22 protein-coding genes are annotated in these 24,222 nt (G+C 64.0%); 13 read left to right on the top strand and 9 right to left on the bottom strand.

Features of this window, described 5'->3' with window-relative positions; translation table 11 throughout:
- The first annotated feature begins 102 nt into the window (after positions 1–102).
- From ABD53_RS06805 to ppdK, 7 genes are all read left to right on the top strand, one after another.
- Positions 103–1,623 carry a PTS mannitol transporter subunit IICB gene (locus ABD53_RS06805; RefSeq protein ID WP_047865016.1) on the top strand — a complete coding sequence of 507 codons (1,521 nt, stop codon included), beginning with the start codon at positions 103–105 and terminating at the stop codon, positions 1,621–1,623.
- Positions 1,624–1,657: 34 nt separating this feature from the next.
- Positions 1,658–3,799: a BglG family transcription antiterminator gene (locus ABD53_RS06800; protein ID WP_047865015.1), complete on the top strand. Its 2,142-nt coding sequence runs from the start codon at positions 1,658–1,660 to the stop codon at positions 3,797–3,799.
- Between the two features lie 57 nt (positions 3,800–3,856).
- Positions 3,857–4,291 carry a PTS sugar transporter subunit IIA gene (locus tag ABD53_RS06795; protein ID WP_047865014.1) on the top strand — a complete coding sequence of 145 codons (435 nt, stop codon included), beginning with the start codon at positions 3,857–3,859 and terminating at the stop codon, positions 4,289–4,291.
- On the top strand, positions 4,292–5,431 hold the full coding sequence (locus tag ABD53_RS06790) for a mannitol-1-phosphate 5-dehydrogenase (RefSeq protein ID WP_047865013.1): 1,140 nt from the start codon (positions 4,292–4,294) through the stop codon (positions 5,429–5,431). It abuts the gene before it with no gap.
- Between the two features lie 13 nt (positions 5,432–5,444).
- Positions 5,445–5,702 carry an HPr family phosphocarrier protein gene (locus ABD53_RS06785; RefSeq protein WP_047865012.1) on the top strand — a complete coding sequence of 86 codons (258 nt, stop codon included), beginning with the start codon at positions 5,445–5,447 and terminating at the stop codon, positions 5,700–5,702.
- A 50-nt stretch (positions 5,703–5,752) separates the two neighbouring features.
- On the top strand, positions 5,753–7,384 hold the full coding sequence (gene ptsP, locus ABD53_RS06780; RefSeq protein WP_047865011.1) for a phosphoenolpyruvate--protein phosphotransferase: 1,632 nt from the start codon (positions 5,753–5,755) through the stop codon (positions 7,382–7,384).
- A 285-nt stretch (positions 7,385–7,669) separates the two neighbouring features.
- The gene (gene ppdK, locus ABD53_RS06775) at positions 7,670–10,336 is read left to right on the top strand and encodes a pyruvate, phosphate dikinase (RefSeq protein WP_047865010.1); all 2,667 of its coding nucleotides are present in this window, start codon (positions 7,670–7,672) and stop codon (positions 10,334–10,336) included.
- Positions 10,337–10,406: 70 nt separating this feature from the next.
- On the opposite strand, the gene ABD53_RS06770 is transcribed toward ppdK, so the two are convergent.
- Positions 10,407–12,113, bottom strand: a complete 1,707-nt coding sequence (locus ABD53_RS06770; RefSeq protein WP_152670629.1) for a DolP-mannose mannosyltransferase — start codon at positions 12,111–12,113, stop codon at positions 10,407–10,409.
- Between the two features lie 88 nt (positions 12,114–12,201).
- Entirely contained in the window at positions 12,202–13,842 is a 1,641-nt protein-coding gene (locus tag ABD53_RS06765; RefSeq protein ID WP_152670628.1) for a glycosyltransferase family 117 protein, read from the bottom strand.
- A gap of 289 nt (positions 13,843–14,131) precedes the next feature.
- Between ABD53_RS06765 and ABD53_RS06760 the strand changes: the two genes are divergently transcribed.
- Entirely contained in the window at positions 14,132–14,590 is a 459-nt protein-coding gene (locus tag ABD53_RS06760) for a PTS sugar transporter subunit IIA (RefSeq protein ID WP_053057775.1), read from the top strand.
- 143 nt (positions 14,591–14,733) lie between these two features.
- On the opposite strand, the gene ABD53_RS06755 is transcribed toward ABD53_RS06760, so the two are convergent.
- On the bottom strand, positions 14,734–15,195 hold the full coding sequence (locus ABD53_RS06755) for an Hsp20/alpha crystallin family protein (protein ID WP_047865007.1): 462 nt from the start codon (positions 15,193–15,195) through the stop codon (positions 14,734–14,736).
- Positions 15,196–15,380: 185 nt separating this feature from the next.
- Positions 15,381–17,057, bottom strand: a complete 1,677-nt coding sequence (locus ABD53_RS06750; protein WP_053057774.1) for a BCCT family transporter — start codon at positions 17,055–17,057, stop codon at positions 15,381–15,383.
- 615 nt (positions 17,058–17,672) lie between these two features.
- On the opposite strand from ABD53_RS06750, the gene ABD53_RS06745 reads away from it, so the two are divergent.
- The 5 genes from ABD53_RS06745 (at position 17,673) to queE (ending at position 21,405) form a co-directional block, all read left to right on the top strand.
- Positions 17,673–19,010 (top strand): citrate synthase, encoded by a 1,338-nt coding sequence (locus tag ABD53_RS06745; protein ID WP_084709376.1) that lies wholly within the window; start codon positions 17,673–17,675, stop codon positions 19,008–19,010.
- Between the two features lie 332 nt (positions 19,011–19,342).
- Entirely contained in the window at positions 19,343–19,537 is a 195-nt protein-coding gene (locus tag ABD53_RS06740) for a DUF3006 family protein (RefSeq protein WP_047865005.1), read from the top strand.
- A gap of 35 nt (positions 19,538–19,572) precedes the next feature.
- Positions 19,573–20,265, top strand: coding sequence for a 7-cyano-7-deazaguanine synthase QueC (gene queC, locus ABD53_RS06735; RefSeq protein ID WP_047865145.1), 693 nt, complete (start codon positions 19,573–19,575; stop codon positions 20,263–20,265).
- Between the two features lie 21 nt (positions 20,266–20,286).
- Positions 20,287–20,661, top strand: a complete 375-nt coding sequence (locus ABD53_RS06730; RefSeq protein ID WP_047865004.1) for a 6-pyruvoyl trahydropterin synthase family protein — start codon at positions 20,287–20,289, stop codon at positions 20,659–20,661.
- Between the two features lie 3 nt (positions 20,662–20,664).
- Positions 20,665–21,405: a 7-carboxy-7-deazaguanine synthase QueE gene (gene queE, locus ABD53_RS06725; protein ID WP_047865003.1), complete on the top strand. Its 741-nt coding sequence runs from the start codon at positions 20,665–20,667 to the stop codon at positions 21,403–21,405.
- Between the two features lie 26 nt (positions 21,406–21,431).
- Here queE and ABD53_RS06720 read toward each other — a convergent pair whose 3' ends face one another.
- The 5 genes from ABD53_RS06720 to uvsE all read right to left on the bottom strand — a co-directional run bounded on the left by ABD53_RS06720 (position 21,432) and on the right by uvsE (position 24,205).
- Positions 21,432–22,109: a haloacid dehalogenase type II gene (locus ABD53_RS06720; protein ID WP_047865002.1), complete on the bottom strand. Its 678-nt coding sequence runs from the start codon at positions 22,107–22,109 to the stop codon at positions 21,432–21,434.
- A gap of 78 nt (positions 22,110–22,187) precedes the next feature.
- Positions 22,188–22,463 carry a carboxymuconolactone decarboxylase family protein gene (locus ABD53_RS15815; RefSeq protein ID WP_053057773.1) on the bottom strand — a complete coding sequence of 92 codons (276 nt, stop codon included), beginning with the start codon at positions 22,461–22,463 and terminating at the stop codon, positions 22,188–22,190.
- 30 nt (positions 22,464–22,493) lie between these two features.
- The gene (locus ABD53_RS15810; protein ID WP_053057772.1) at positions 22,494–22,736 is read right to left on the bottom strand and encodes a carboxymuconolactone decarboxylase family protein; all 243 of its coding nucleotides are present in this window, start codon (positions 22,734–22,736) and stop codon (positions 22,494–22,496) included.
- Positions 22,737–22,863: 127 nt separating this feature from the next.
- Positions 22,864–23,280: a CoA-binding protein gene (locus tag ABD53_RS06710; RefSeq protein WP_152670627.1), complete on the bottom strand. Its 417-nt coding sequence runs from the start codon at positions 23,278–23,280 to the stop codon at positions 22,864–22,866.
- Between the two features lie 43 nt (positions 23,281–23,323).
- Positions 23,324–24,205: a UV DNA damage repair endonuclease UvsE gene (gene uvsE / locus ABD53_RS06705; RefSeq protein WP_047865001.1), complete on the bottom strand. Its 882-nt coding sequence runs from the start codon at positions 24,203–24,205 to the stop codon at positions 23,324–23,326.
- Between the last annotated feature and the right edge of the window lie 17 nt (positions 24,206–24,222).

The following is a 24,222-nucleotide window of genomic DNA, read 5'->3' as shown; positions in this document are numbered from 1 at the left end:
TCATGCCGGAACAACATTAATAACTAATTGCACAAACGAATTTATCCTCGTAAACTGCTCGTTAAAGGTGGAGTAGAGCGTGTTGGATAGAGGGAGAGGACGATGGCTCAGGCGGGAACCGCCGGCGGCGAGTCGACCGGCACAAGCATCAGGGTAAAGGTCCAGAAGTTCGGCAGCTATCTCAGTGGGATGGTGATGCCGAATATCGGGGCGTTCATCGCGTGGGGTTTGATCACGGCCCTGTTTATCGAGGATGGGTGGCTCCCGAACGAGCGGTTGGCCGGGCTGGTAGACCCCATGATCATCTACCTGCTGCCGCTGCTCATCGCCTTCTCCGGCGGGCGAATGATCTACGGGGTGCGTGGTGGCGTCGTCGGTGGTATAGCCACGATGGGCGTCATAGTCGGTACCGACATCCCGATGTTCCTCGGCGCGTTCATCATGGGCCCGCTCGGCGGCTGGGTGATCAAACGCTTCGACGGCCTGCTCGAAGGCAAGATCCGGCAGGGCTTCGAGATGCTCGTCAACAACTTCTCCGCCGGGATACTCGGTGGCGGCCTCGCGATACTCGGACTGTACGGGGTCGGGCCCATCGTCGGCGCGCTGAGTGGCGCCCTCGGCAGAGGCGTGGAGTTCATAATCAACCTGGGCTTGCTGCCGCTCGTGAGCATCTTCGTCGAGCCGGCGAAGGTGCTGTTCCTGAACAACGCGATAAACCACGGAGTCCTTACCCCGCTTGGCCTGGATCAGGCGAGTCAGGCGGGTAAATCCATACTCTTCCTGGTAGAGACGAATCCCGGCCCTGGTCTTGGTGTGCTCCTCGCGTACTGGTTCGTGGGTAGCGGTGTATCGAAGGCTTCCGCCCCCGGTGCCGCGATCATCCACTTCTTCGGCGGCATACACGAGATCTACTTCCCCTACGTTCTGATGAAGCCGGCGCTGGTTCTTGCGGTCATCGCGGGTGGATCCAGCGGCCTCTTCGTAGAGTCCATCTTCAACGTCGGGCTCGTCTCCACGCCCGCGCCCGGTAGCATCATCGCTATACTGGCGCTCACGCCCCCCGGTAACTTCATTGGCGTACTAGTGGGCGTCGCCACCGCCACCGCCGCCTCCTTCCTGGTAGCTTCGGTGATTATCCGGCGCTCTCCAGCGAGCCCGGAAGATCAGCAGGATCTTAGCCAGGCCACGCAGCAGATGGAGGAGATGAAGGGCAGCAAGAGCACAGGCGCCGAGATCCTTGGAACCTCGGGTGCAGGTTCTAGCTCAAATGGCTCCTCCGAGGAAGAGAGCAGTGTGGTCACCGCCGGAGACGAAGAGGAGTCCTTCGACTACGCCAGCGTGGACAAGGTCATCTTCGCCTGCGACGCGGGGATGGGGTCGAGCGCGATGGGCGCCTCGCTGGTGCGCGACAAGGCAAAGAAGGCCGGGTTGACGGATATAGAGGTCAAGAACGTGGCGATCAACGACCTCCCGAGCGACGCCGACGTTGTCATAACCCACAAGGACCTGACTGGACGTGCCCAGCAGAAAGTACCCGGGGCGCACCACATCTCGGTGGACAACTTCCTGGGCAGCCCGAAGTATGACGAGCTTATCGGCCAGCTTTCCTCGGCCCGGGTCTAGTACGGGACGGCGGGAACGCGGGGAAAAAGGCGCAATGGGACTCTCGGTCCGGGAGATACGTCTGGCCGAGGTCCTGCTGCGCCATCCCAGGGGCCTGACCGCCGATGACGCGGCGCAGAGGCTCAGCGTGAGCGCCCGCACCGTCTACCGGGATCTGCAGCCCGTATCGGAATTCCTCGATTCGCAAGGGCTGAGGCTCGTCAGGCAATCGGGGAGAGGGCTTAGCCTGGAAGGTTCTGCGGAGAGGCGGGAGGAGGCGCTCGAAGCCCTAGGCGCGATGGGGCCGGTCAGCCTGCCTCCACAAGAGCGACAGCTCTCGCTGCTCAGTACACTGCTCTCCGCGAGACAGCCGATCAAGCTCCGGGCCCTGGCGAGCGGGCTCGACGTCGCCGTCGGAACGGTCAGCCGCGACCTCGACGAGTCCGAAAGGTGGATCTCCGAATACGGCCTCTCACTCTTACGCAAGCGTAACTACGGGGTCGAGATCTCTGGCAGGGAAGACGATCGCCGCCGGGCCATGAGCCAGCTGGTGTTCGAGAGCCTGGACGAGACTGCTCTGCTCCCCCGTCCCCGTGAGTCCGAGGGGGATTCTTCAGACTTTGAAGAGTCTGTAAGGGTCGAAAGCCAGTCTCCGGTGCGGCAGACGAGCGGTGTGACGGGGCGCCTGATGAAACTCATCGATGAGGAGCGCCTGCGGAAAGTTAGAGCGCTGACCCAGGAGATTGCCCGTACCCTTCCGTACCCCATAACCGACAGCGCCTTCGCCAGCCTGACCGTCCACGTCGCGTTGATGGTCGAGCGGCGTCTTTCGGGAGGGGAGATCGAGATGAGCGGCGGGATGCTGGGGAGACTTCAAAATACGGAGGAGTACGCTTACGCCCTGAGCCTAGTTAGAAGCCTGGAAGAGAGCTTTGTCTTGGAGTTACCTGCCGAGGAGATCGGTTACGTGACCATGCATCTACGCGGCACCAAGCTCCGGGAGGACGAGTCTCTAAAAGACTACTTCGAGACCGCCGACATAAAGATAGCCTCTCAGGTGAAGGCCCTGATCCATTACGTGGAAGACCAGACCGCCGTAGAGCTTGGAGACGACAGCCCTCTGTATACGGGACTTCTCGCGCACATAGGGCGGGCCATACAGCGGCTCGAAGAGAGCATGGGCATCCACAATCCGCTACTCGCGGAGGTAAAGCAAGACTATCCGGCGCTATTCGAGCTGGTTAGCCAGGGTATGAAGCGGGTGTTCGTACAGGAGAACGTCCCGGAGGAGGAGGTCGGGTTCGTCGCCATGCACTTCGGGGCGGCCCTGGACCGCGCCCAGGGGGGCTTTCCCCGGCACGTACTGGTACTCTGTTCCAGCGGTATCGCAACCTCCCGGATGCTCGCTTCCCGGCTAGAGACGTCTTTCCCCCAGATACAGACCATAAAAAACTCCTCGCTCTTTGAGCTGGGCGAGCTGGATACCGGCGGCTTCGACCTGATCATCTCCACCGTGCCGCTGCCTATACCCGATGATTCTTACGTACAGGTACAGCCGTTTCTCTCGGGCGATGAGGTGGAGCGGATACGGGGCCATCTCAGGGAGAAGAGCATCAGCGCCCGGCCGTCGAACCGGGCCGCCTTCGAGTCCCTGAAGGTCTTCGGTGGCGGTCAGGAGAGGTTCCACCGGATGGTGGAGGCGACGCAGGTCGTGGCCGAGCTAGTGGACGAGGCGTTTCTCGCCGAGCACGAGGCGGAAGGATCGCTCACCGAGGCGGTTCGGAAGATGTGCGCCTCCCTCGCTGGTAGAGGGCTCGTCACGCACCCACAGAGCCTGGAGGGTAGCCTGATCTCGAGGATGGAGCTCGGGGGCGTGGGTATACCGGATACCACGCTGGCCCTGTTTCACGCCCGCGACGGCTCCGTCTCCCGGCCATCGTTCTCGGTACATGCATTCGAAGACGAGCCTCTAGAGATAAAGGGGTTGGATGATGCCGACATGGATATTCACAGGAGCCTGTTGATGGTGGCGCCGATGAGCCTGTCTCCCGTGGCCCTGGAGGCCATCAGCGAGATCTCGGTCGCGATGGTCGAGCAGCCCGCGGAGCGTGAAGCGTTCGAGTCCGGTTCCGAGGAGCGCATAGTGGAGGTGCTCGAAAATATCTTTGGCCGCTATCTACACGACAAACTATCGTAGGACCGAGGATCCTCCGGTACTTACAGAATGCACAAAACTCGTGAAAGGAGCTTGCGGATGTCAGAGATACTGAGTCAGGAGAACATAGTGTTGGGGGCCAGCCTGAGCAATCAGGAGGAAGCTATACGCCGCGCCGGCGAGCTGCTCGTGGGGAACGGCCACGTCGAGGAAAAGTACATAGACTCGATGTTCGAGCGGGAGGAGTCGGTCTCGACGTTCATGGGTAACGCGGTGGCCATCCCTCATGGAACCAGCGACTCCAAACAGTGGGTGTCGCAGTCGGGGCTCTCTATCATCACCGTCCCCGAAGGTGTGGAGTACGGCGATGGTAACGTCGCGAAGCTGATAGTCGGGATAGCCGGTAAAGGCGACGAGCACCTGGAGATCCTCTCCAACATAGCGCTGGTGTGCTCGGACGAGGAGAACGTAAACAAGATCGTCCACGCACAGAGCAAGGAGGAGCTGATGGCGTTCTTCGAAGACGTGGCCTAGATGCGGAGCGTACACTTCGGTGCCGGCAACATCGGCCGGGGGTTTATCGGCCAGGTGTTGAACCGGGCCGGGTATGAGATCACCTTCGTGGACGTACAGGACAAGATCGTGGACGCCCTGCAAAAGGAACGGCGTTACGACGTGATCCTGGCCGACGAGTCTGGAGAGCGCATTCCCGTGGACGGGGTTACCGCGTTGCACTCCGGGAACGATAAAGAGGCGGTGGTCGAGAGAGTGGCGGGCGCCGATCTCGTCACGACCGCCGTGGGCCCGAACGTCCTGCCCGCGATTAGCGGGATAATCGCGGACGGACTTGCCGAACGCGCTCGCGCCAGTGCGCCGCCCGTAAACGTAATAGCCTGCGAGAACATGGTCGGCGGCAGTGAGGCGCTGCGGGGGTACGTTATGCAGCACGTCCCGGAGGAGAGCGCCGGAGACGTAGAGCGCGTCTCGGCCTTCCCTGACTCGGCGGTCGACAGGATCGTGCCGGAGCAGAGTAACGAGGGTCTGGACGTCTCCGTCGAGCCGTTCTACGAGTGGGTGGTCGAGACGTCCCGGATAAAGGGCGAGAGGCCGGACGTCGAGGGGATCACGTACGTAGACGAGCTGGCACCATACATCGAGCGGAAGCTCTTTACCGTTAACACGGGACACGCGGCGGTGGCCTACCTTGGTTACGCGCGTGGCTGGTCCACCATCGCCGAAAGCGTCGAGGATGACTCGTTGCGGGAAGAGGTGCTCGGGGTGCTGGGTGAGACCGGGCGTCTGCTGGTGGAGAAGCACGACTTCGACGAGGCAGATCACGACCGGTACAAGCACAAGATATTGGCCCGTTTTCGCAACCCTTACATCTCGGACGACGTTACCCGGGTGGCACGCACGCCGATCCGCAAGCTGGGCCGCGAGGAGCGCCTGGTATCACCGGCGTCGCAGCTACTTGAGCGTGGCGTGGAGCCCGTACACCTGGCGGAGGTGATCGGTGCCGTGCTGCGCTACGAGGACTCTGGAGACGAGGAGGCGGTAGAGTTGCAGGAGATGATCCACTCTGGCGGAGAACGCGCGACGCTTGCTCAGTGTGCCGGTATCTCAGAAGATCACCCGCTAGTCGAGCTCGTACTCGAGGAGATAGAAAAAAGATAGAAGGGAGCGCGCGGTGAAGGAAGAAGAGGTCACGATAGTACCCGAAGAGGGGCTCCATGCCCGCCCGGCCGCGGAGTTCGTAAAGGCGGCCAAGGAGTACAGCTCGGATATAAAAGTCGTAAAAAATGGTACCGAGGCCAACGCAAAGAGCTCGTTGAACCTCATGAGCCTCGGCGCTAAAAAGGGAGATAAGCTCGTTATCCGGGCCGAGGGCGACGACCAAGAGTCGGCGGTAGACCGGTTGGCGGCCCTCATTACGGAGGCCACATAGGAAGATAGCGCGGAAGGGAAAGACACGTAGGCTTAGGGAAGGGATTACTCATGGAACTCAAGGGCAAGCTCACCGGCGTTGCGGCATCCGAGGGCGTGGCCGTGGGTCCGGTCTTCGTACACAGCCCCGGAGAGTTCAAGCCGGAGCGCGAGACCATCGTCCCCGGCACCGAGGAAGAGGAGGTGCAAAGCTTCGACAACGCGGTCGAGTCCGTCGTCCCGAAGCTCTCGGAGACCGCGGAGAAGATGCGCGATAACGGCAACGATAACGAGGCGGCGATCTTCGACGCCCACATCGAGCTCGCCCAGGATCCGGAGCTTGCCGAAGGCGTCGCGGAGCGCGTGAGAAACGGGGAGAGCCCCGAGTCGGCGGTGCTCGCGGTGGGCGAGGAGTACGCCCAGATGTTCGCCGGCATGGAGGATTCGTACATGGCCGCCCGGGCCGACGACGTGCGCGACGTAGTACGCCAGATAGCCGTCGAGATCACGGGCGACACCTTCGCGAGTCTGGAAGCCCTGCAGGAGCCGTCCGTAATACTGTCCCGGAGCCTCGCGCCGTCCGACACGGCGCGGGTCCCGAAAGGCATGGCCCTGGGCTTCGTAACCGCCGAGGGCTCGAAGACGTCTCACGTCTCGATCATGGCGCGTTCGATGGGCATCCCGGCCGTGGTCGGCGTGGGCGTCAACCTCGAAGAAGCCCTCGACGTCGAGACCGTGGCCATAAACGGCGGCGAGGGCTACGCCATAGCCGACCCGGACGACGAGGCCCTGGAAGACATACAGCGCCTCAAAGAGCGCCTGGAAGAAGAGCGGGCCGCCCTGGAGGAGTACAAAAGCGTCGAGGGCCGCACCAGCGACGGCCGGCGCGTCGAGATCTCCGCGAATCTGGGCTCCGCGGACGAGGCCAAGGAGGCCCTTGACTGGGGGGCGGAAGGCGTCGGGCTCTTTCGCACGGAGTTCTTGTTCATGGAGCGCGACGAGCTACCCACGGAACAAGAGCAGTACGAGGTGTACAGCAGTGCCGCCGAGGCATTCGGTGAGAAGCCGCTCGTCTTCCGCACCCTGGACGTCGGGGGAGACAAGGATCTGCCCGGCGTGGAGCAGCCCGAAGAGGAGAATCCGTTCCTCGGGTGGCGTGGCATAAGGATGTGCCTGGACGTGCCCGAGCTCTTCAAGCCCCAGCTAAGGGCACTCCTGAGGGCCGCTGCCCACGGCAACGTCAAGATGATGTTCCCCATGATCGTGAACTCCGAGGAGGTGCGCTCGGCGCGGAGCCTCCTGGACGAGTGCCGGGGTGAGCTCAAGAAAGAAGGCGTCGAGTTCGGCTCCGTGGATGTCGGGGTGATGGTAGAGACCCCGGCGGCGGCGCTGTGCGCCGCGGAGATAGCCCGGGAGGTGGACTTTTTCTCCGTCGGCACCAACGACCTGGTTCAGTACACCCTGGCCGCTGACCGGGGCAACGAGCGCCTGCGGCACTTCCAGGGTGCGGACCACCCCGCCGTGCTCAAGTTGATAGGCATGACCTGTAAGGCCGCCGAGGAGGCTGGCATATGGGCCGGGGTCTGCGGAGAGGCCGCCGCCGACCCCGAGCTCATACCGAGGCTCGTGGAGCTCGGGGTCAAAGAGCTTTCTATGAGCGCGCCCTCCATCCCCAAGGCGAAGAAGGTGGTGTCCGAGATCTGAAGTACCGGATTCGCGGGGAATGATTCGTAGTGAGTGCGTGTTTATAAGGAGAGGCCTGGGAGAAGGCCGGTTCAGGTCGGCAAAGCGACCGAGCCGGCTTCCTCCCGGAGACCGGTGGACTCTGGCCGAAACTCTCGACGGCGAGCCGGAGTGAGAGGCTAGAGCCCGCAAGTTATCGGAAACCCGGTATAGAGAAGGGGCTGCGGGATATCTGACAAGAATGCCTGATCCAGTAAATCAGGGTGGATCAGGCTCCGGGCTCGCCGGTAAGGGGAAAGGGATACCATGACCGTTGCGAGGGGTACATTCGCGTACGAGTTCTCCGAGGGCTCCGAGCAGGCGCTAGCCTCGAAGGAGATTTTGGGCGGCAAGGGGGCCGGGCTCGCGGCGATGAGCAGCCTGGGCCTGCCGGTGCCGCCGGGCTTTACCATTACCACTGAGGCTTGCCGGGACTATATGGCGGCGGGCGGGCTCTCCGGTGAGATCGTCGAGCAGGTAGAGCGGCAGCTCGGTAAGCTGGAGGAGTCGGCTGGCAAGCGGCTCGGGGACTCGGAGGACCCTCTGCTGGTCTCGGTTCGCAGCGGGGCCACCGTATCCATGCCGGGGATGATGGATACCGTCCTGAACCTGGGACTGGGCGATGCTGCGGTGGAAGGGTTCGCTGCCAGCACCGGAGACGAACGTTTCGCCTACGACTCTTACCGGCGATTTATCCAGATGTTCGGCGACGTGGTCCTAAAGGTGGAACACGAGAAGTTCGAAGCGGAGCTAGAATCTCTAAAGATAGAGGCCGGGGCGGAGGACGACACGGATCTCTCCGCAGAGGATCTCAAGGGGCTAATAGAGCGCTACAAGCGGGTCGTCGAAGACGAGACCGGGAGCTCTTTTTCGCAGGATCCCAGAGAGCAGCTAGAGCTATCTATACAGGCGGTCTTCGACTCCTGGAACACTCCGCGCGCAATCTCCTACCGCAAGGAGTTCGATCTCCCGGACGACTCTGGGACTGCCGTTACGGTACAGGCGATGGTCTTCGGCAACATGGGAGACAGCTCGGCCACGGGCGTCGTCTTTACCCGCGATCCTTCAACCGGGGATCAGGGCCTCTGGGGCGAGTTTCTACTCAACGCCCAGGGCGAAGACGTGGTGGCCGGAATCCGCACTCCAAAGCCGATCGCGGAGATGGAGGCGTTCCTACCCCGGGCCTTCGGGGAGCTACTCGAAACCATGCGGCGGCTGGAGAACGAGTACCGGGACATGCAGGATATCGAGTTCACCGTCGAGCGGGACAAGCTGTATATGCTCCAGACTCGCAGCGGCAAGCGCACGGCGGCCGCCGCGCTCAAGATCGCCCGCGAGATGGCCGAGGAAGACATCATCAGCCGCGAGGAGGCCGTAACGCGGATAGACCCGAGCCAATTGGACCAGGTGCTCCACCCCTACATAGACCCCGAGGCCGAGCTGGAGATACTCGCCGAGGGATTGCCCGCCTCTCCGGGCGCTGCCACCGGAAAGGTGGTGTTTTCCGCAGATGAGGCCGAAGAACGCGGTGGTGCCGGAGAGAGCGTCATCCTGGTGCGCAAGGAGACCACCCCCGACGACGTACACGGCATGGTACGCGCAAAAGGGACTCTCACGGCTCTCGGAGGCATGACGAGCCACGCCGCCGTCGTCGCCCGGGGGCTCGGTATCCCGGCTGTGACCGGTTGCAAGGCGCTGAAGATCGACTCCTCTGCAGGAGGCTTTAGCATAGACGGCAAGACATTTACCGGAGAGGACACCATCACCATCGAGGGCTCTACAGGCCGGGTGGTGGAGGGCGCCGCGCCGCTGGTCGAGCCCGAGATGAGCGGGGATCTGGAGCGGCTGCTCGCCTGGGCGGACGAGACCCGGGATCTGGGCGTGAGGGCGAATGCCGACACGCCGGAGGACGCGAACCGGGCACGGTCGCTCGGCGCAGAGGGTATTGGGTTGTGCCGGACGGAGCACATGTTCATGCAAGAGGGCCGGCTGGAGATCGTGCGGGATATGATCCTCTCGGACACCGACGAGGCGACCACCGACGCACTCTCCAGGCTCGAACCGCTACAACGCGGCGATTTCGAGGGCATTCTGGAGGAGATGGACGGCCTGCCGGTCACCATAAGGCTGCTCGACCCGCCGCTGCACGAGTTCCTGCCGGACTCGGTGGATCTCTACGAGAGGCTCGCCGAACTCGGGGATGAGGAGTCCAGCGAAGCCACCGAGATAAGACGGCAACTGCGGGTGGTGGAGAGTCTGGAAGAGGCGAACCCGATGCTCGGCCTGAGGGGGTGCAGGCTCGGGATCGTTCGCCCCGGGCTGTACCGGATGCAGGCCAGGGCGATAGCCGAAGCCGCGAAGAATGCTAGGGAGAAAGGCCTGAATCCCATCGCCGAGATCATGGTCCCGCTCGTCGGTTTCAGGACCGAGCTGGCCGGGATCCGGACCGAGATCGAGGCCGTTGTAGGCGAGGTCCTCGGGCCGGAGTCTCCCGTCAGGATCGGCACCATGATAGAGCTACCGCGAGCCTGCGTCGTGGCGCACGAGATAGCCCAGGAGGCCGACTTCTTCTCCTTTGGCACCAACGACCTCACCCAGACCACCTGCGGCCTCTCCCGCGACGACGCCGAGAGCGCCTTCCTCGCCAGCTACCTTGAGGGCGGCATTCTGGAGAAGAACCCGTTTCAGACGGTGGATCAGGACGGGGTAGGCGAGCTGGTGGCGATGGCCTGCAAGCGTGGCCGCGAGTCCCGCCCCGACATTAAGCTGGGCGTCTGCGGCGAGCATGGCGGCGACCCGGAGAGCATCCGCTTCTTCCACGAGACGGGGCTGGACTACGTCTCCTGTTCGCCCTACCGGGTGCCGGTGGCCCGGCTAGCCGCGGCCCAGGCCGCCGTCAACGGCGAAAGAGAGGCGCTTGGCGTGACGAGATAAAGTAGCGAGCTAAATTAATACCCTGCCTTCCCTGCATTGAGGCATTTCGAAGGCGCTGGGTAGGCTGGCTTCACGTGTCCACGCTCGATATCTCCCGGATCTGAGGCTTAGAGCCGTCCGGGAGACCAGGCTCGGCGAGACCTCCTCTTGCCCGGTCGGGCTCGACGTAGAGGGTCCAGGGTCCGATCTGCTCTCGCTTGTAGTTGTCGTTGAGCCACCTGAGGAGCAAGGGTTCGTAGTCGCCGGTGGTCGGGCCGAGGGCGATCACGTCCGGGTCGTAGCCCCGTAGCTCTTGCAGCCAGCCGTCGAAGCCGCCGGGCGTGGTCTCGGCTATCTCCTGGTCTATACCCCGGATGACGAAAGCGTAGGGGTTCGGGTTCGTCTCGTGCAGCAGTACTAACAGCTGCGGCACGCCGATAGAGACTATCCGGGCGTCCTCGCCGTACCTGCGCTCGATCTCACGGGCCGCCTGGCGCTGATCCTGGAGGTCCGTGGGGCTCAGGCTGTCTTCCTGGATGCTCAGGGAGCTCGCCCGCTGCGCCGGGCTCACGACTATCATCGAGCTTACCAGCGCGACGAGGACGAGCGCCGTCATAAAGCCCCCCGATACCACCTTCCGGGCCTCTAGTAGAGACAGGCGGTATGACAGGCGGTACCTGCGCGATATGCGGCGCACGGCCAGATCCAGAGCCCCCCCGAAGCCGACCACGACGTAGGGGAGGAAGACGTAGAAGTCCGGGTAGCCCTGGAAGTCCAAAAGCGACCACGCAACCGGGAACGGTAGCGAGAGGAGCAGCGGGGCATACCGGCTGTCCAGCAGCTCTTTCACCGGCTCACCCGTCGTGACTATGCGGTTGATCCTCACCACGTAGAGCCGGATCACCGCCGCGAACCCCGCGACGGCTATCACGAGCATGGAGGCTATCGTCAGCGGGACCAGCAGGGAGCTATAGCCCACGAAGATCGCCTGTGCGGCGTCGAGTATCTGGGTTACCAGTGAGAGCCGCTCCTGGTCCAGGTAGAGGAGGTTGAAGATTATGGTGCCGTTCAACAGCTCATAGAGCGCCCCCCAGAGATAGAAGCACACCAGCACGACGGCCACAGGGACCGCCACCCCACCGACGGCCCTGAACAGGGCCGCGCGTCTACCAGCATCGCCCGGACGGGCCGCCGCCAAGAGAACGGTTACGAGGGCGAACACGGCCATCGGCTGCCACACGAGCGCCGCCAGAGAGCCACAGAGCCCGGCGAGGAACCAGCGTTTCTGCAAGGTAAACAGCAGCGAGAGCGACTGGAAGAGCAGCATCGGCGTCTTGGCCTCCGGCTCCGCGACCGCGTACCGGGCAAAGGAGAAGAACCCGATAAACGTTAGCGTGGAGAACACGGCACCGCTCATGGACCGCAGGAGGTGGCGGCTCAGGAAGTAAACCGCCGCGATTGTCAGTGACCCGCAGATCAGGAATATCACCCTGACCGTAACGACCTGGGAGGCGCCGAAGAGCTTGGCGACCAGGAGCGCGAGGGCCGAGATCATGGGCGTGAGCGGCCCCTTGTGGTCGAAGACGCTCACGTAGGGTGGTACGCCTTCGAGTAGCTGCTGGCCGCTGTAGAGGTAGATGGCCCCGTCCCGGGAGAGGCCTCCCGCGAGGTTGTGGACCGGATACACCAGCAGGGTCACGGCCGCGAGCAGGACGAAGACCGCTGCGCCACCAAGGTGGCGGCTACGCCTCGCACCGGGCTTTTTCCGCGGAACTTCACCTCGAATCCCTCGAATCAACGTCTTACCCCGCGAACTTCGCGAACCTCGTCTCTGGCCGTAACCAGGATACCGTCGCCGGATAGTGTATGCGATACACCCGACATCATCACGACGACCGCCCGCCCCGTGCTTCCTTGGTGCCTTTGCCCGGTATTAGCTCGTACAGCACTCCGTTCTCATCCACCGGCTCTACCTTGAACCCCGCCTCCCGGAACTCGCCCACGTCCTCCGTCCCCTGATTCAGCAGATAGACGGGGCCTTTACGGGTGGCGATCCTGGCCGAATCCACGCCCGAGAGATCCCCCGTTCCGTAGCGGGAGGCCGACTCTCCGGCGTCCAGGTCGTCGGGCCACACGAGGTCGGTCTGCCGGACCCAGGAGGTCTCGAATGGGTCCACGAGCGTGAGATCCCGCCTCCTCTCCTCGACCAGCACCAGATACCACAGCGAGCTGCGGTGGTGCAGTATGGTGGCGTCGGGCTCGGCCTGGGCCGCGACGGTTTCCAGGATCTCGCGCCCCCGGTAGTCCCCGCTCCGGTCCTCTGCGGCGTACGTCTCCGGGGCCCGCGCCAGCGGAATGGCGAGCACGAGCGCGCAGAGACCGGCCACGAGCGCGGTGCCGCTCCGGCGAGACATCCGGCGGGTCAGAGATTCCGTCTCCCGCATGAGAAGTCCCGTACCGCAGGCCACGAACAGACCGAAGATCAGATAGGCCGGGATAAAGAACACGTAGAAGTCCGAGACGGTATACGCCAGAGCGTGGGCGAGCCAGCCGAGAAAGAGGATGCCCAGCATCGCCGCCATAGCCCGGTCCGTGACCAGGAGGTACGAGAGCCCCGCTATTCCGGCAACCAGGACCAGCGCCGGGAACTGGCCCACCACGTAAACTCCGGTAGGGGCGAGCCTCTCCAGCGCCCGGGCCCCGGCCTCACCTAGACCGTGCCATAGATCCGGGCGCGAGCCGCCGGATGACCCCGCCGGGGCACTACCAGTGACGTCGAGCAGGTTCTTCAGCAGAAAGCTGCCCCCGCTAACCAGCAGCAGGAAACGCTCGACGCTCGAAGGGTCGGCCTCGTTGAGCGGGGCGTCCGCCGCGGCCCGGCCCGGCAAATACAGGTATGGCAGCAGCCCGAGGACGAAGAGCCCTGTACCCCTGATCCAGAGCCCGGCGCTCCGCAACCGGCTCCGGTCCGTGAGGTACACGAAGAGCAGCGTCGCCGGCAACATCAGGGCGCTCGTCAGGTGGTGGGTTAGCGAGAGCCCCATCAGAAAAACCGCGAGCAGCAGGTGACGGTCACGCCCGCTATCTCGCCACGCCAGCAACACGTACAGTACGGAGGCTATGAAGACGGCGTTCAGCGTGTAAACCTCGGCGATAACTGCCTGGCTCCAGAAGATGGGCGCGAGCCCGAACGCGAGCGCACCGGCCGCGGCCGCGACGACGCGCCGGGTAAGCCTGAGCCCGACCAGGTACACCAGCACGACCGCCACGACGCCAGCCACGGCGGAGAGTAGGTTGACCCGGTACGCCGCGTCACCCACCGGTAGGTAGGTAAACAGGTGGGCCAGCATCATGTACGTCGGGTACCCGGTCGGGTGACCGAGGCCGAGCACCGGAGCCGCGGCCTGTAACATGGCGGAGTCGAACATCTCCGGATAGTCGAAGTAGAGGACGGTGGGGGCCAGGGTACCCAGGTACAACGTGGCGAACAGCAGGGCTAGAGCCGCTCCTGCAAGAGCCGGTGTCACCTCTCTAGCTACCGTTACGGGAACTTTTCGGGCGGGAGGACTCACTGGCAGAAGATGTTACTACAGCACGGATCACACCCGAACCCGCCACCGGCCCTCGCGTGGTCTCCTATATGTACCCTATCTGCACCGGAGACGGAGTTGATGCTAGAGTCTCCGGCCTGTAGGGGCGGCGCGGTGTGGAGGGGCGTGCCCCGGCTGCGCCATGATCATACCGCGGTCGTGCCGTGAATCCTGTCGCCGTGTGATGATGGGCGCCGTCCCGGAACTCGTAGAGAAAGGATCTTCCTTGGAGGTTTTGGCCCCGGTGAGCGGGAGTGTCGTGCCCTTGAGCGAGGTGCCCGACGAGGTGTTCTCTGGAGGCATGGCGGGCGAGGGGGCCGCTATAGTACCGGATGAGGGCGGAGAGGTGGTGGCGCCGGTCTCCGGCAGGCTCACCAAGCTATTCGAAGGCGGCCACGCGTTCGGCCTGCTCGCCGACTGCGGAAGCGGCGGGATGGAGCTGATCGTGCACCTCGGGCTTGACACTATAGAGCTTGCCGGCAAGGGCTTCGAAAAGCTCGCCGCCGAGGGTGACGTCGTGGAGGCCGGACGGCCCATAGTCTGCATGGATCTCCAGACCATACGCTCCACAGGCTACGACCCGATTACCCCGGTGGTGGTCGCAAACGCCGACGAGTTTAGAGTCTCCGGCGTAAAAAGGAAGAGAGTAAAAACCGGTGAGGTGATGTTCGAGGCCGGCGGATAATCGCGGCCGCGCGGGCCTGCCGCCACGGGGCGGACCCTACTCTGGCTCGACTCTCGAAAGTTAAAAAGGGGCCAGCCGACTCCGTGCCAGCTGGCCCCTGCCGTGAATACCCTAAAGCTCTGATACCCGGAGCTTCATGTCCTCTAGGTGCCCGAGCCGCCTATCTGGATGCGGCGGGGCGAGGGTAGCTGGGCTCCACCCGTGATCGCGACCTCCAGAACGCCTTCCTCGAACAGCGCCTCTATGTCCTTCTCGCCCACGCCTTCGGGGAGGCTCATGCTGCGCCTGAAGAACCCGTAGTTGCGCTCGCTAACGTAGAAGGAGGAGTCGCGTTCGTCCTCGGGGACCCGGCGCTCGCCCGAGATGGTGAGGATTCCGTTGGAGAGAGTGATGTCGAGGTCCTCGCGCATCACGCCCGCCAGGTCACACCGCACTACCATGTCTTCGCCCCGGGTGAAGATGTCCGTTACCGGGGCCCAGGCCGTCGCCTGACCCTGCTTGGGGTCTTCGGACGACGCGTTAGTGCCGGTCATCCAGTTCTCCGTCGCGCGGTTTGTCTCGCTGATGAGGTCCGTGAACCCCCTGAAAGGGTTTCTCCGAGCCATATCCCAATCCTCCTGTCTGCCAGATCCGGCCTCTAGCAACTACTCATCCTTGTGTCCCACGTTTTCGAGTTTAACGGAAAGAGACCGCCCGTTGCACGCTTTGCGCAACGGGCGGTCTCTCTAGCTCTAGCCGGCGTGTCCGGCACGCCGTGCCTGTAGCCGCTTGTAGTCGCCTGCGGTATGAGCTAGCTGCTGCGGTTTCCGCCTTCCGTGGGGTTCTCCGAGCTCATCTGCTGCACCTGCTGGGGCGCGGTGGCGCGGCCCGAGGTGCGGGCGCCGCCGGGATGAGGAGTGGCGGACCTGCCCGGCTCGGGCGCGGCCTGCTCCGCCCTCTCCTCGGAGAGTCCCTTTAGGAGACCTATGGCCACCAGCACGAGGACTATCGAGAACGGCAGCCCGGCGGATACGGAGGCGGACTGCAGGGCGCTTAGTGGATCGCCGCCCGCGAACGTACCGGCCACGAGCAGGATCGCGCCTATTGTACCCTCGGCTACCGCCCAGAACAGACGCTGCTTCCAGTCCGGGTTCGGGTCGCCGCCGTTAGTGAGGATGTCTACGACCAACGAGCCGGAGTCCGAGGAAGTCGCAAAGAACAGGGCCACTACCACGATGGCAAGGAGTGAGAGCACCGTCGCGAGGACTCCGGCTATCGGCAGCGCGCTCAGGTACGTGAACATGGCGCTGGTACTGTCGGCGTTCGCGAGGGCCTGGTTGCCGCCGCTGACGACGAGGCTCATTGCGCCACCGCCGAAGATGGCGAACCACACAGTGGAGGCCAGGGTCGGGGCGATCATGGCGCCCACGATGAACTTACGCAGGGTCAGGCCGTAGGAGATGCGGGCGATGAACATGCCGACAAACGGTGACCACGACATCCACCAGCCCCAGTAGAAGATGGTCCAGCCGGCGTTCCATTCCTGGGCGGCGGCGTTTCCGGGGAACATGTTGAAGCTGGTCTGCGGTAGCGTCTGCAGGTAGTTGCCGAGACCCGAGGTGAAGTACTGCAGTATGACCAGCGTCGGACCTACGACGAACACCACTACGGCCAGGATGGCAGCCAGAACGAGGTTACCCAGCGACAGACGCCGGATCCCCTTATCAATGCCGAATAACACCGAACCCACGGCGATCAGGGTCAGCGTGGCGATAACGGCGACCTGCACCCAGACGTTGTCCGGCGTACCGAGCGTGCTGCTAAGACCGGCGGAGATCTGTCCCGCACCGAGCCCGAGTGAGGTGGCCAGGCCGAACAGGGTGCCGAACACGGCCAGGATGTCTATGACGTTTCCGACGCTGCCGTGGATCCTATCGCCTATGAGAGGGTACAAAGCCGAGGAAGGCCTCAAAGGTAGGCCGCGCCGGAAGGCGAAGTACCCGAGCGCGGCACCCAGTACGACGTAGATCGCCCACGGATGCAGGCCCCAGTGGAAGAGCGTATACCTGAACGACTCCACTGCCGCACCGGCGGTTCCGGGTTCGCCGACCGGAGCGGCCGGGTCCGTGAGGAAGCTCACGGGCTCGTTCACGCCGAAGAACACGAGCCCGATGCCCATGCCGGCGGTGAAGAGCATCGAGAACCACGCGAAAGTCCCGAACTCTGGTCTAGCGTCATCCGGGCCCATCTTTACGCTTCCGAACTTACTGAACGCCAAAAATAGCGCCACGATCAAGAAGGCGCTCGCGGCTAGCATGTACCACCATCCGGCGTACTCGCCGATCCAGGCGAACACGCCTCCCGCCACGGTTCCCAGGCTACCGGAGGCCAGCACTCCCCACAAGACAAACGCTATGGCCACCGCCGCCGAGATGAAGAACACCGGCGGGTTGGTGTGCTGCCTGAAATGCTCCTGTAATCTTCCCATGTACCTTCCTTTGGTCGCCTGCGGGATCTCTGGACGATGCTCTGAATCGTCCCCGATTCGGCTTCCCTACGGCGATCCCTCGAATCCGAGCGGGAAGTAGTTAGAGGACAGTATAAGGATATGCCACTCCGTTTCAAGTTTTAAGAATTATTATGCAACGCCCGGGTAGCCTGCTTACGGGTCACGATCGGGCTGCCGGAGCGCACTCGAATAGAGCCAAAGGGTAGCTGGAAAAGAAGCCGGGAGAGGTGCACGGACGTTGGGGTTTCTAGCTGGGCCGGCGGGGGCGGTGTGGTGGGTAGCCGGCGAGTGTTTGCCTGCTTCTGGTAGCGGGCTTAGGTGGCAGTAGATCGGGTGTTTCCGGCGTGTTTTACCGGGTTATGGTTGGGTTACGGCCGGGCTCTGGAGAGACTCCCGTGGCCGCAGACCGGGGGATTCGGGGTCTGTTCGGGGTCTGTTCGGGGGAGGTGCTTTCCGTTTTGTGGTTGGTGAGCGATAATTGGGTAAGTTGGATATCTCGGAGTACAAGGCTTCTGAAGCCCGGGTACTCCGAAAGTTTTGTTCCCTGCCAAGGGACGAGGCAGGCTTAAAGAAGTTAAGGAAGGGGCGGTAGAGGTGACGGACGGTTTGCAGAGCACGGGTAGCGGCGCTGACTCGACGACGGAGAGCAACGACAGCCTTACCATAACGGATAACCGCACCGGTAAGAGCTATGACGTCGAGGTCACGGACGGCACCGTGAGGGCGATGGACCTGCGCCAGATCAAGGTCTCCGAAGACGATTTCGGAATGATGACCTACGATCCGGGCTTTACCAATACCGCAGCCTGTCGTAGCGCCGTTACCTACATAGACGGCGACGCGGGTATCCTCGAGCATCGGGGAATCCCTATAGAGCAGCTCTGCGAGCACTCCACCTATCTAGAGGTGGCGTACATGATCATCTTCGGCAGCCTGCCGAACCAGGAGCAGTACGATCAGTGGGCCCACGACATTACACACCACACATATGTGCACGAGAACATCAAGGAGCACATGGGCAGCTTCTGGCACGACGCCCATCCCATGGGCATGCTCCTCTCCAGCGTGGGCGCGCTCTCGACCTTCTACCCCGACGCGGCGAACATAGACGACGAGCGCGAGCGTTACATGGCGGCGGTGCGCCTGATCGCCAAGATCCCGACCCTCGCCGCGTTCTCCTATCGCCGCAGCCTCGGTTTGCCGTACGTTTACCCGGACAACGACCTCTCCTACGCCGGAAACTTCCTCTCCATGCTGTTCAAGATGGCCGAGCCGCGCTACGAGCCGGACCCGCGCCTCGAAAGGGCTCTCGACAAGCTGTTCATCCTGCACGCCGATCACGAGCAGAACTGCTCGGCCGCCGCCGTGAGGGTGGCCGGGTCTTCCCGGGTGGACCCGTACTCGGCCATCGGAGCGGGCGTAGCCGGGCTGTACGGGCCGCTGCACGGTGGGGCTAACGTGGCGGTGCTGCGGATGCTGCAGCGCATCGGCTCCGTGGAGAACGTGCCGGACTTCCTCGAAGGCGTCAAGCGGGGCGACGAGCGGCTCATGGGCTTCGGCCACCGGGTGTACAAGAACTACGACCCGCGGGCCAGGATCATCCGCGACGACGTGGACGAGGTGCTGGAGGCGACCAACAAGCAGAGTCCCTGGCTGGATATAGCAATCGAGCTCGAGAAGCGGGCGCTGGACGACGAGTACTTCACCAGCCGCAAGCTCTACCCGAACGTGGACTTCTACTCGGGCCTGATCTACGAGGCGATGGGCATCCCGACCGACATGTTTACCGTGATGTTCGCCGTGGCGCGGACCTCGGGCTGGATCGCCCAGTGGACCGAGCTCCTGAACGACTCCGAGATGAAGATCGCCCGCCCGCGTCAGATCTACACCGGCGCCCGGGACGCCGACTACGTCCCGATGAGCAAGCGGTAGAGCTTCGCACGGCTCCGCCTGGGGTCCGAGCGCCGCCGGGTGTATCTGGCGGCGCTTCCGTGCCCGGCTCGTAAGTGGGAAAAGGCGGTGCACTGACCCGGCGCGGGAACCCTGCCCTCACCGAAGAGGAGTCCGCCGCCGGGAGCTCATCCTTCCGCAAGAGATCCCGCCTTCCGGACCCGGCTGCGAGACATCGTGATCCATCTTCCCGTACCGGATCGTGTGCTCCCACCCGGGCCAACCGTGAAAGCTCACCGTGCAAACCCGGGTTCGTGGCATAGAATAGTCGCGGCGTATCCAGTGCACTACCCAAATTATGAAGGACGGACGAGTTGGCGCTTACCGCGACCGTAGACAATGTGGAGGGTGATCAGGCAAGGCTCCTCGTGGGTGAGGATGAGCTACAGGTCTCGCTCTCCGAGCTGCCCGAGGGCACGGAGAAGGGCGACATCCTGCGCTTCGAGTTCGCGCTCTCACAGCGGACCGAGGCCGGGGCCTGGAAAGAGCCCGGCAGGGAAGAAGGCTAGACCCCGGATTGCTCCCGGAGAATACGGTGGAGAACATGGCGGCTGGTAGAGAGGCCAGCGGGGAGACCGCCGTCGCCGTCGTAAGCGGCGGCCTCGACTCCGTTACCCTGGCCTACCTGCTTGCTAGTCAGGGCTACGGGCTGCGCCTGCTCGCCTTCGACTACGGCCAGCGCCACGGCAAGGAGCTCGACTATGCCCGGCGCTGCGCCGGACGGCTCGGGGCCGGCTTCGACGCGGTGGACATCCGGGGGGTCGGCGGGCTGCTGTCCGGCTCCGCCCTGACCGACGACGTGGAGGTCCCCCACGGCCACTACGCGGCCGAGAACATGGGTATAACCGTGGTGCCGAACCGGAACGCGATCATGCTCTCCATAGCCTACGGCGCCGCCGTGACCGACGGCTCGGCCCTCGTGGCGGCCGCGATGCACACCGGCGATCATTACGTCTACCCCGACTGCCGGCCCGAGTTCACCGAGGCGTTCGCCGCCATGCAGGCCAGGGCCGTCGAGGGCTTCGGCCACGAGAGCCTGTCTCTCTATGCCCCTTTCATAAGCGGTGGTAAGGAAGACATCGTGCGGACCGGGGCGAGGCTCGGCGTGCCCTTCGAGGAGACCTGGAGCTGCTACGAGGGCGGAGACATCCACTGCGGCCTCTGCGGCACCTGCAACGAGCGCAAGGAAGCCTTCGCCCGAGCCGGAGTGCCAGACCCCACGCGGTACCGGGCCTAGCCCCGCATATACAATAGCTCCATGTACCGGATCACCAAGCAATTCTCGTTCTCGGCGAGTCATAGGCTGGATCATCTGCCAGAGGGCCATCCCTGTGCCCGGATACACGGCCACAACTACGTCGTGGAGGTCGTGCTGGAGAGCGCGGAGTTGAACGCCGACGGCTTCGTCCGCGACTACGGCGAGCTTAGCCCTCTGAAGCACTTTATAGACGAGCGGCTCGACCACCGGCACCTGGACGACGTGCTGCCCGGGGGCACGGTCTCCAGCGCCGAGAACGTAGCGCGGTTCCTCTACGAGTTCGCCGCCGACCGCTGGCCCGAGGTGGCCGCCGTGCGCGTCAGCGAGACCCCGAAGACCTGGGCCGAGTATCGTCCCGGAGGAGCGGGGAACTAACCGTTGAGCCGCTCCAGCCGGGACAAGATAGCAGTATCGGAGATTTTCGGGCCCACTGTACAGGGCGAGGGGGCCGTGATCGGCAAGCCGACCGTCTTCGTGCGTACCGGCGGGTGCGACTACAGGTGCCGCTGGTGCGACTCGAAGTTCGCCGTGTTGCCGGAGTACCGCGATCAGTGGCGCAGCCTGAGCCCCGAGGAGGTCTTCGCCGAGGTCGAGCGCCTCTCCGGCGGCGAGCCGATCCTCGTCACCCTCTCTGGCGGCAACCCGGCTATACAGCCACTCGGGGAGCTTATAAGGCTCGGCCGCGAGCGTGGCTACACCTTCGCCATCGAAACCCAGGGCACCATCCACAAGGACTGGTTCGCGGCTCTCGACTACCTGACCGTCTCCCCGAAGCCGCCGAGCTCCGGGATGAGGACCGACTGGAGCCGCCTCGCGCGCTGCCTCGACGCCGCCGGTAAGGATACGCATGCCTCTCTGAAGGTCGTGGTATTCGACGACGCCGACTACGAGTATGCCCGCGAGGTCGGGCATAGCCACCCGGACGTGCCCATGTACCTGCAGGTGGGTAACGACGACCCGCCCGGACCGGAGCCGGACGACGTTACCGAGCCGGATAACGCGAAGCTCCTGGATCGCTACGAGTGGCTGGTGGAGAAGGTGATCTCCGACGGGTGGAACGAGGCCACGATGCTGCCCCAGCTACACGTCCTGCTCTGGGGCAACAAGCGCGGCGTATAACCGGCGTAGCCGGCCCAGCCGGCCGCTCAGGAGGCGGGAGAGAGGGAGCGCGAAAGCTCCAGCAGGTCCCCGGCCACGAGGTCCGGCTCGACCTCCCAGGGGTCGAAGACGGCCTCGGGGGAGCGCCTTATCCAGGCCGCCCTGAGACCGGCGGTCTTGGCCCCGATCACGTCCCACGGGTTGCTCGATACCAGCCACGTCTGTTCTACCGGGCTCTGTAGGCGTTGCGCGAGATACTCGTATACCCGAGGGTCGGGCTTGAAGGTGCCGAGGTCGTCCACGCTCACCATCCCTCCGAGGTGATCCAGAATACCGGCGCGCTCCAGCAGGGTCCTCGCCGTCTCTTCCACCCCGTTGGAAAAGGCGACCATCCGGTGACCGTCCGCCTTCATCTTCTCTAAGGCTGGACCAACGTCCGCGAAGGCGCGGAGGTTCTGATACTCCTCGAGCAGCCGCCGCTCCTCGGCCTCGGGCAGCTCCACGTCCACCGCTTCCGCAGCGTATCTCAGGGCCTGGGCCGTGCACACCCCGAAGCTCTGATAGTCGCGCATCAGACCCCGGCGCAGGGCGTACTCGATCTGCTTCTGCCGCCACAGCTCGGACATGCGCTCCGCCCGGTCACCGGCCAGCGCCCGGAGCTCGTGGGTCATCTCCAAGGGGTCTACCAGGGTGCCGTAGATGTCGAAGCCTATAGCGTGGGGCATCGCGGCCTTTCGTGTCTTTTGTGTCTTTTGGTAGGAGACGTGCGGGAGCGGACAGGTAGGCCCGCCCCCGCAAGTGGGCTACGAGCCTTGTACGGGCTCGACGACCGGTATGTCGAGCTCGGTGCCGATGGAGTCGTTCATGTAGTTGGAGTACGTCGTGAGGGCGACGTGCGCGATGATCTCGAGCGTCTGCTCGTCGGTGTAGCCGGCGTCCCGGAGGCTCCCGAACGCGTCGTCCGAGGGGTGACCGCGGGTCTCGTCTACCTCGTAGGCGAACCTCAGCAGGGCCGCCCTGCCAGGATCACCGGATTCGAACCGCTGCACCTTGCCGCGCTCGGACTCGTCGAGGCCCATCTGCTCCGCAACTGCGGAGTGGACCGACAGTCAGTAGGTACAGCCGTGCTTGTCCGAGATAGCTATCGCGATTGCTTCCTGATCCTTGCGGCTGAGGGCCCCTCCGGCGAGGGTGCCGGCCAGGTCCAGGTAGCCCTTGAAGGCCGCCGGGGCCACCGCCATCTGCCGGTGGAAGTTGACCACCTGTCCTCCGGCCGCCTTCTTGGCCTCCTCGATCAGTGGCTTGGACTGCTCCGGGGCGTTCTCCGGCTCTACAGCGTGGGTGCGGGGCAAACCTACCTCCTTCTCCGGGTCTCGACCCGGTTTCCCGTATTTTGCGTGTTTTGCGCGCCGTTACGCGCACCGCATGTGGTTACGCGTCTCATCTTACCCGAAGATGCGCGCCTCGAAAAAGCTCATTCTACGCTCCGGCCAGGGCGGCGTAGTCCACCTTCAGGCAACGGTTGGATACCACGGTCAGTCCGGAGCCCGCGGCGTATGAGGCCGCCTCCTCGTTGATAACGCCGAGCTGCAGCCAGAGCATCCGGGCTCCGGCCGCCACCGCGTCCTCGGCGACGGGCATCACCTTCTCGCTACCGCGAAAAACGTCCACGATGTCTATCCGCTCCTGTATCTCCCGCACCGAGGCGTAGGGCCTCTCGCCGAGCACCGGACCGTTCAAGGTGGGGTTTACCGGGAATATCCTGAACCCGTAGCCTTGCAGGGCCCGGGCGACGTCGTGGCTCGGACGCGACGGGTCGTTGGAGAGTCCAACCACCGCCACGTTGCGGGCCTCGCCCAGCAGCCCACGTATCTCCTCCCACGCCGGGTTCATCATCTCCGTCTCCTCCGTTGGCCCTCAGGGCTCTCTACGTGACTCATTAGTACCGACTAGCACCGACGTCGGGCAGGCCCAACTCCTTGCCCTTGGCTTCCACCATAACGTCCGCGCTCCGGCTGTCTACCGCCTCCAGCGCCTCGACGAGGCCTGACCAGTCCTCCGAGTGTATCGCCCAGGCGTGGGCCCCGGGCTTTTTCTCGGGGTCTTGGGAGGAGATGTGGAGCTTCGGGTTAGAGCCGCGTGTCCGCCAGGTCGGGAGGCCTAGGTCCAGGGCCTGCACTAGCTTCAGGCCGCCGGGGTTGAGCGCGTGGTGCAGGGTGTCCACGATGGCCGGGACGCCCAGCCGGCGGGACACCTCTACCGTCTCGGACACGGTCCAGGTGCGCTCGTCGTTCTCCAGGGCGAGAAAGCGGAGCACCTCTTCCTCGTGCCTTAGCGCCTCCACGAACCGGGTCTTGGCGGCTTCCCGGTCCCCGTGGGCCCCGCCGAGGTGTAGCACCACGACGCCGTCCGGGCTGCCCATCAAAGAGAGAGCCCGGGCCACGTATCGCAGCTCCATCACGCTGCGCGCCGCCACCTCGGGCCTGGGGCTGCCGGGCTGGGTGTACTGTCCGGGATGGAAAGAGAGCCTGACGCCGAGTGAGAGCGCCAGGCTCCCGGCACGCCCCAGATCCGGGGCGTGCTCCACGGCCCAGTCGTACGGGAAGTCCGGGTGCGAGGCGAAGGGGATCAGGCTCTGCCCGATCCTGAACAGCGACACGCCGTGCCCGGCGTTCCAGTGCAGGATCTCCTCCAGCGCCCGGAGGTTCTCCCGCACCAGCGACCGGACGCGGTTTGCATCCGGCAGATTGGCCAGCCGGAGCGTGTGGTTGGTGGACGCGGGGAGCGAGAGGTTCTGCGCCGGGTAGCCGAGCCGGATCATGGGCTGTTACCCGGAAT

Source organism: Rubrobacter aplysinae (assembly GCF_001029505.1).
Lineage (GTDB): Bacteria > Actinomycetota > Rubrobacteria > Rubrobacterales > Rubrobacteraceae > Rubrobacter_A > Rubrobacter_A aplysinae.
Note: the sequence above shows the minus strand (reverse complement) of the source record. Positions and strands in the feature narration are given on the sequence as shown.

Excerpts from the sequence above, each read along its gene's own strand:
- ppdK (WP_047865010.1), top strand. The coding sequence starts at position 7,670 with ATGACCGTTGCGAGGGGTACATTCGCGTACGAGTTCTCCGAGGGCTCC.
- ABD53_RS06755 (WP_047865007.1), bottom strand. The coding sequence starts at position 15,195 with ATGGCTCGGAGAAACCCTTTCAGGGGGTTCACGGACCTCATCAGCGAG.
- uvsE (WP_047865001.1), bottom strand. The coding sequence starts at position 24,205 with ATGATCCGGCTCGGCTACCCGGCGCAGAACCTCTCGCTCCCCGCGTCC.
- ABD53_RS06750 (WP_053057774.1), bottom strand. The coding sequence starts at position 17,057 with ATGGGAAGATTACAGGAGCATTTCAGGCAGCACACCAACCCGCCGGTG.
- queC (WP_047865145.1), top strand. The coding sequence starts at position 19,573 with ATGGCGGCTGGTAGAGAGGCCAGCGGGGAGACCGCCGTCGCCGTCGTA.
- ABD53_RS15815 (WP_053057773.1), bottom strand. The coding sequence starts at position 22,463 with ATGGGCCTCGACGAGTCCGAGCGCGGCAAGGTGCAGCGGTTCGAATCC.
- ABD53_RS06795 (WP_047865014.1), top strand. The coding sequence starts at position 3,857 with ATGTCAGAGATACTGAGTCAGGAGAACATAGTGTTGGGGGCCAGCCTG.
- ABD53_RS06720 (WP_047865002.1), bottom strand. The coding sequence starts at position 22,109 with ATGCCCCACGCTATAGGCTTCGACATCTACGGCACCCTGGTAGACCCC.
- ptsP (WP_047865011.1), top strand. The coding sequence starts at position 5,753 with ATGGAACTCAAGGGCAAGCTCACCGGCGTTGCGGCATCCGAGGGCGTG.
- ABD53_RS06805 (WP_047865016.1), top strand. The coding sequence starts at position 103 with ATGGCTCAGGCGGGAACCGCCGGCGGCGAGTCGACCGGCACAAGCATC.
- ABD53_RS06800 (WP_047865015.1), top strand. The coding sequence starts at position 1,658 with ATGGGACTCTCGGTCCGGGAGATACGTCTGGCCGAGGTCCTGCTGCGC.
- ABD53_RS06730 (WP_047865004.1), top strand. The coding sequence starts at position 20,287 with ATGTACCGGATCACCAAGCAATTCTCGTTCTCGGCGAGTCATAGGCTG.
- ABD53_RS06790 (WP_047865013.1), top strand. The coding sequence starts at position 4,292 with ATGCGGAGCGTACACTTCGGTGCCGGCAACATCGGCCGGGGGTTTATC.
- ABD53_RS06710 (WP_152670627.1), bottom strand. The coding sequence starts at position 23,280 with ATGATGAACCCGGCGTGGGAGGAGATACGTGGGCTGCTGGGCGAGGCC.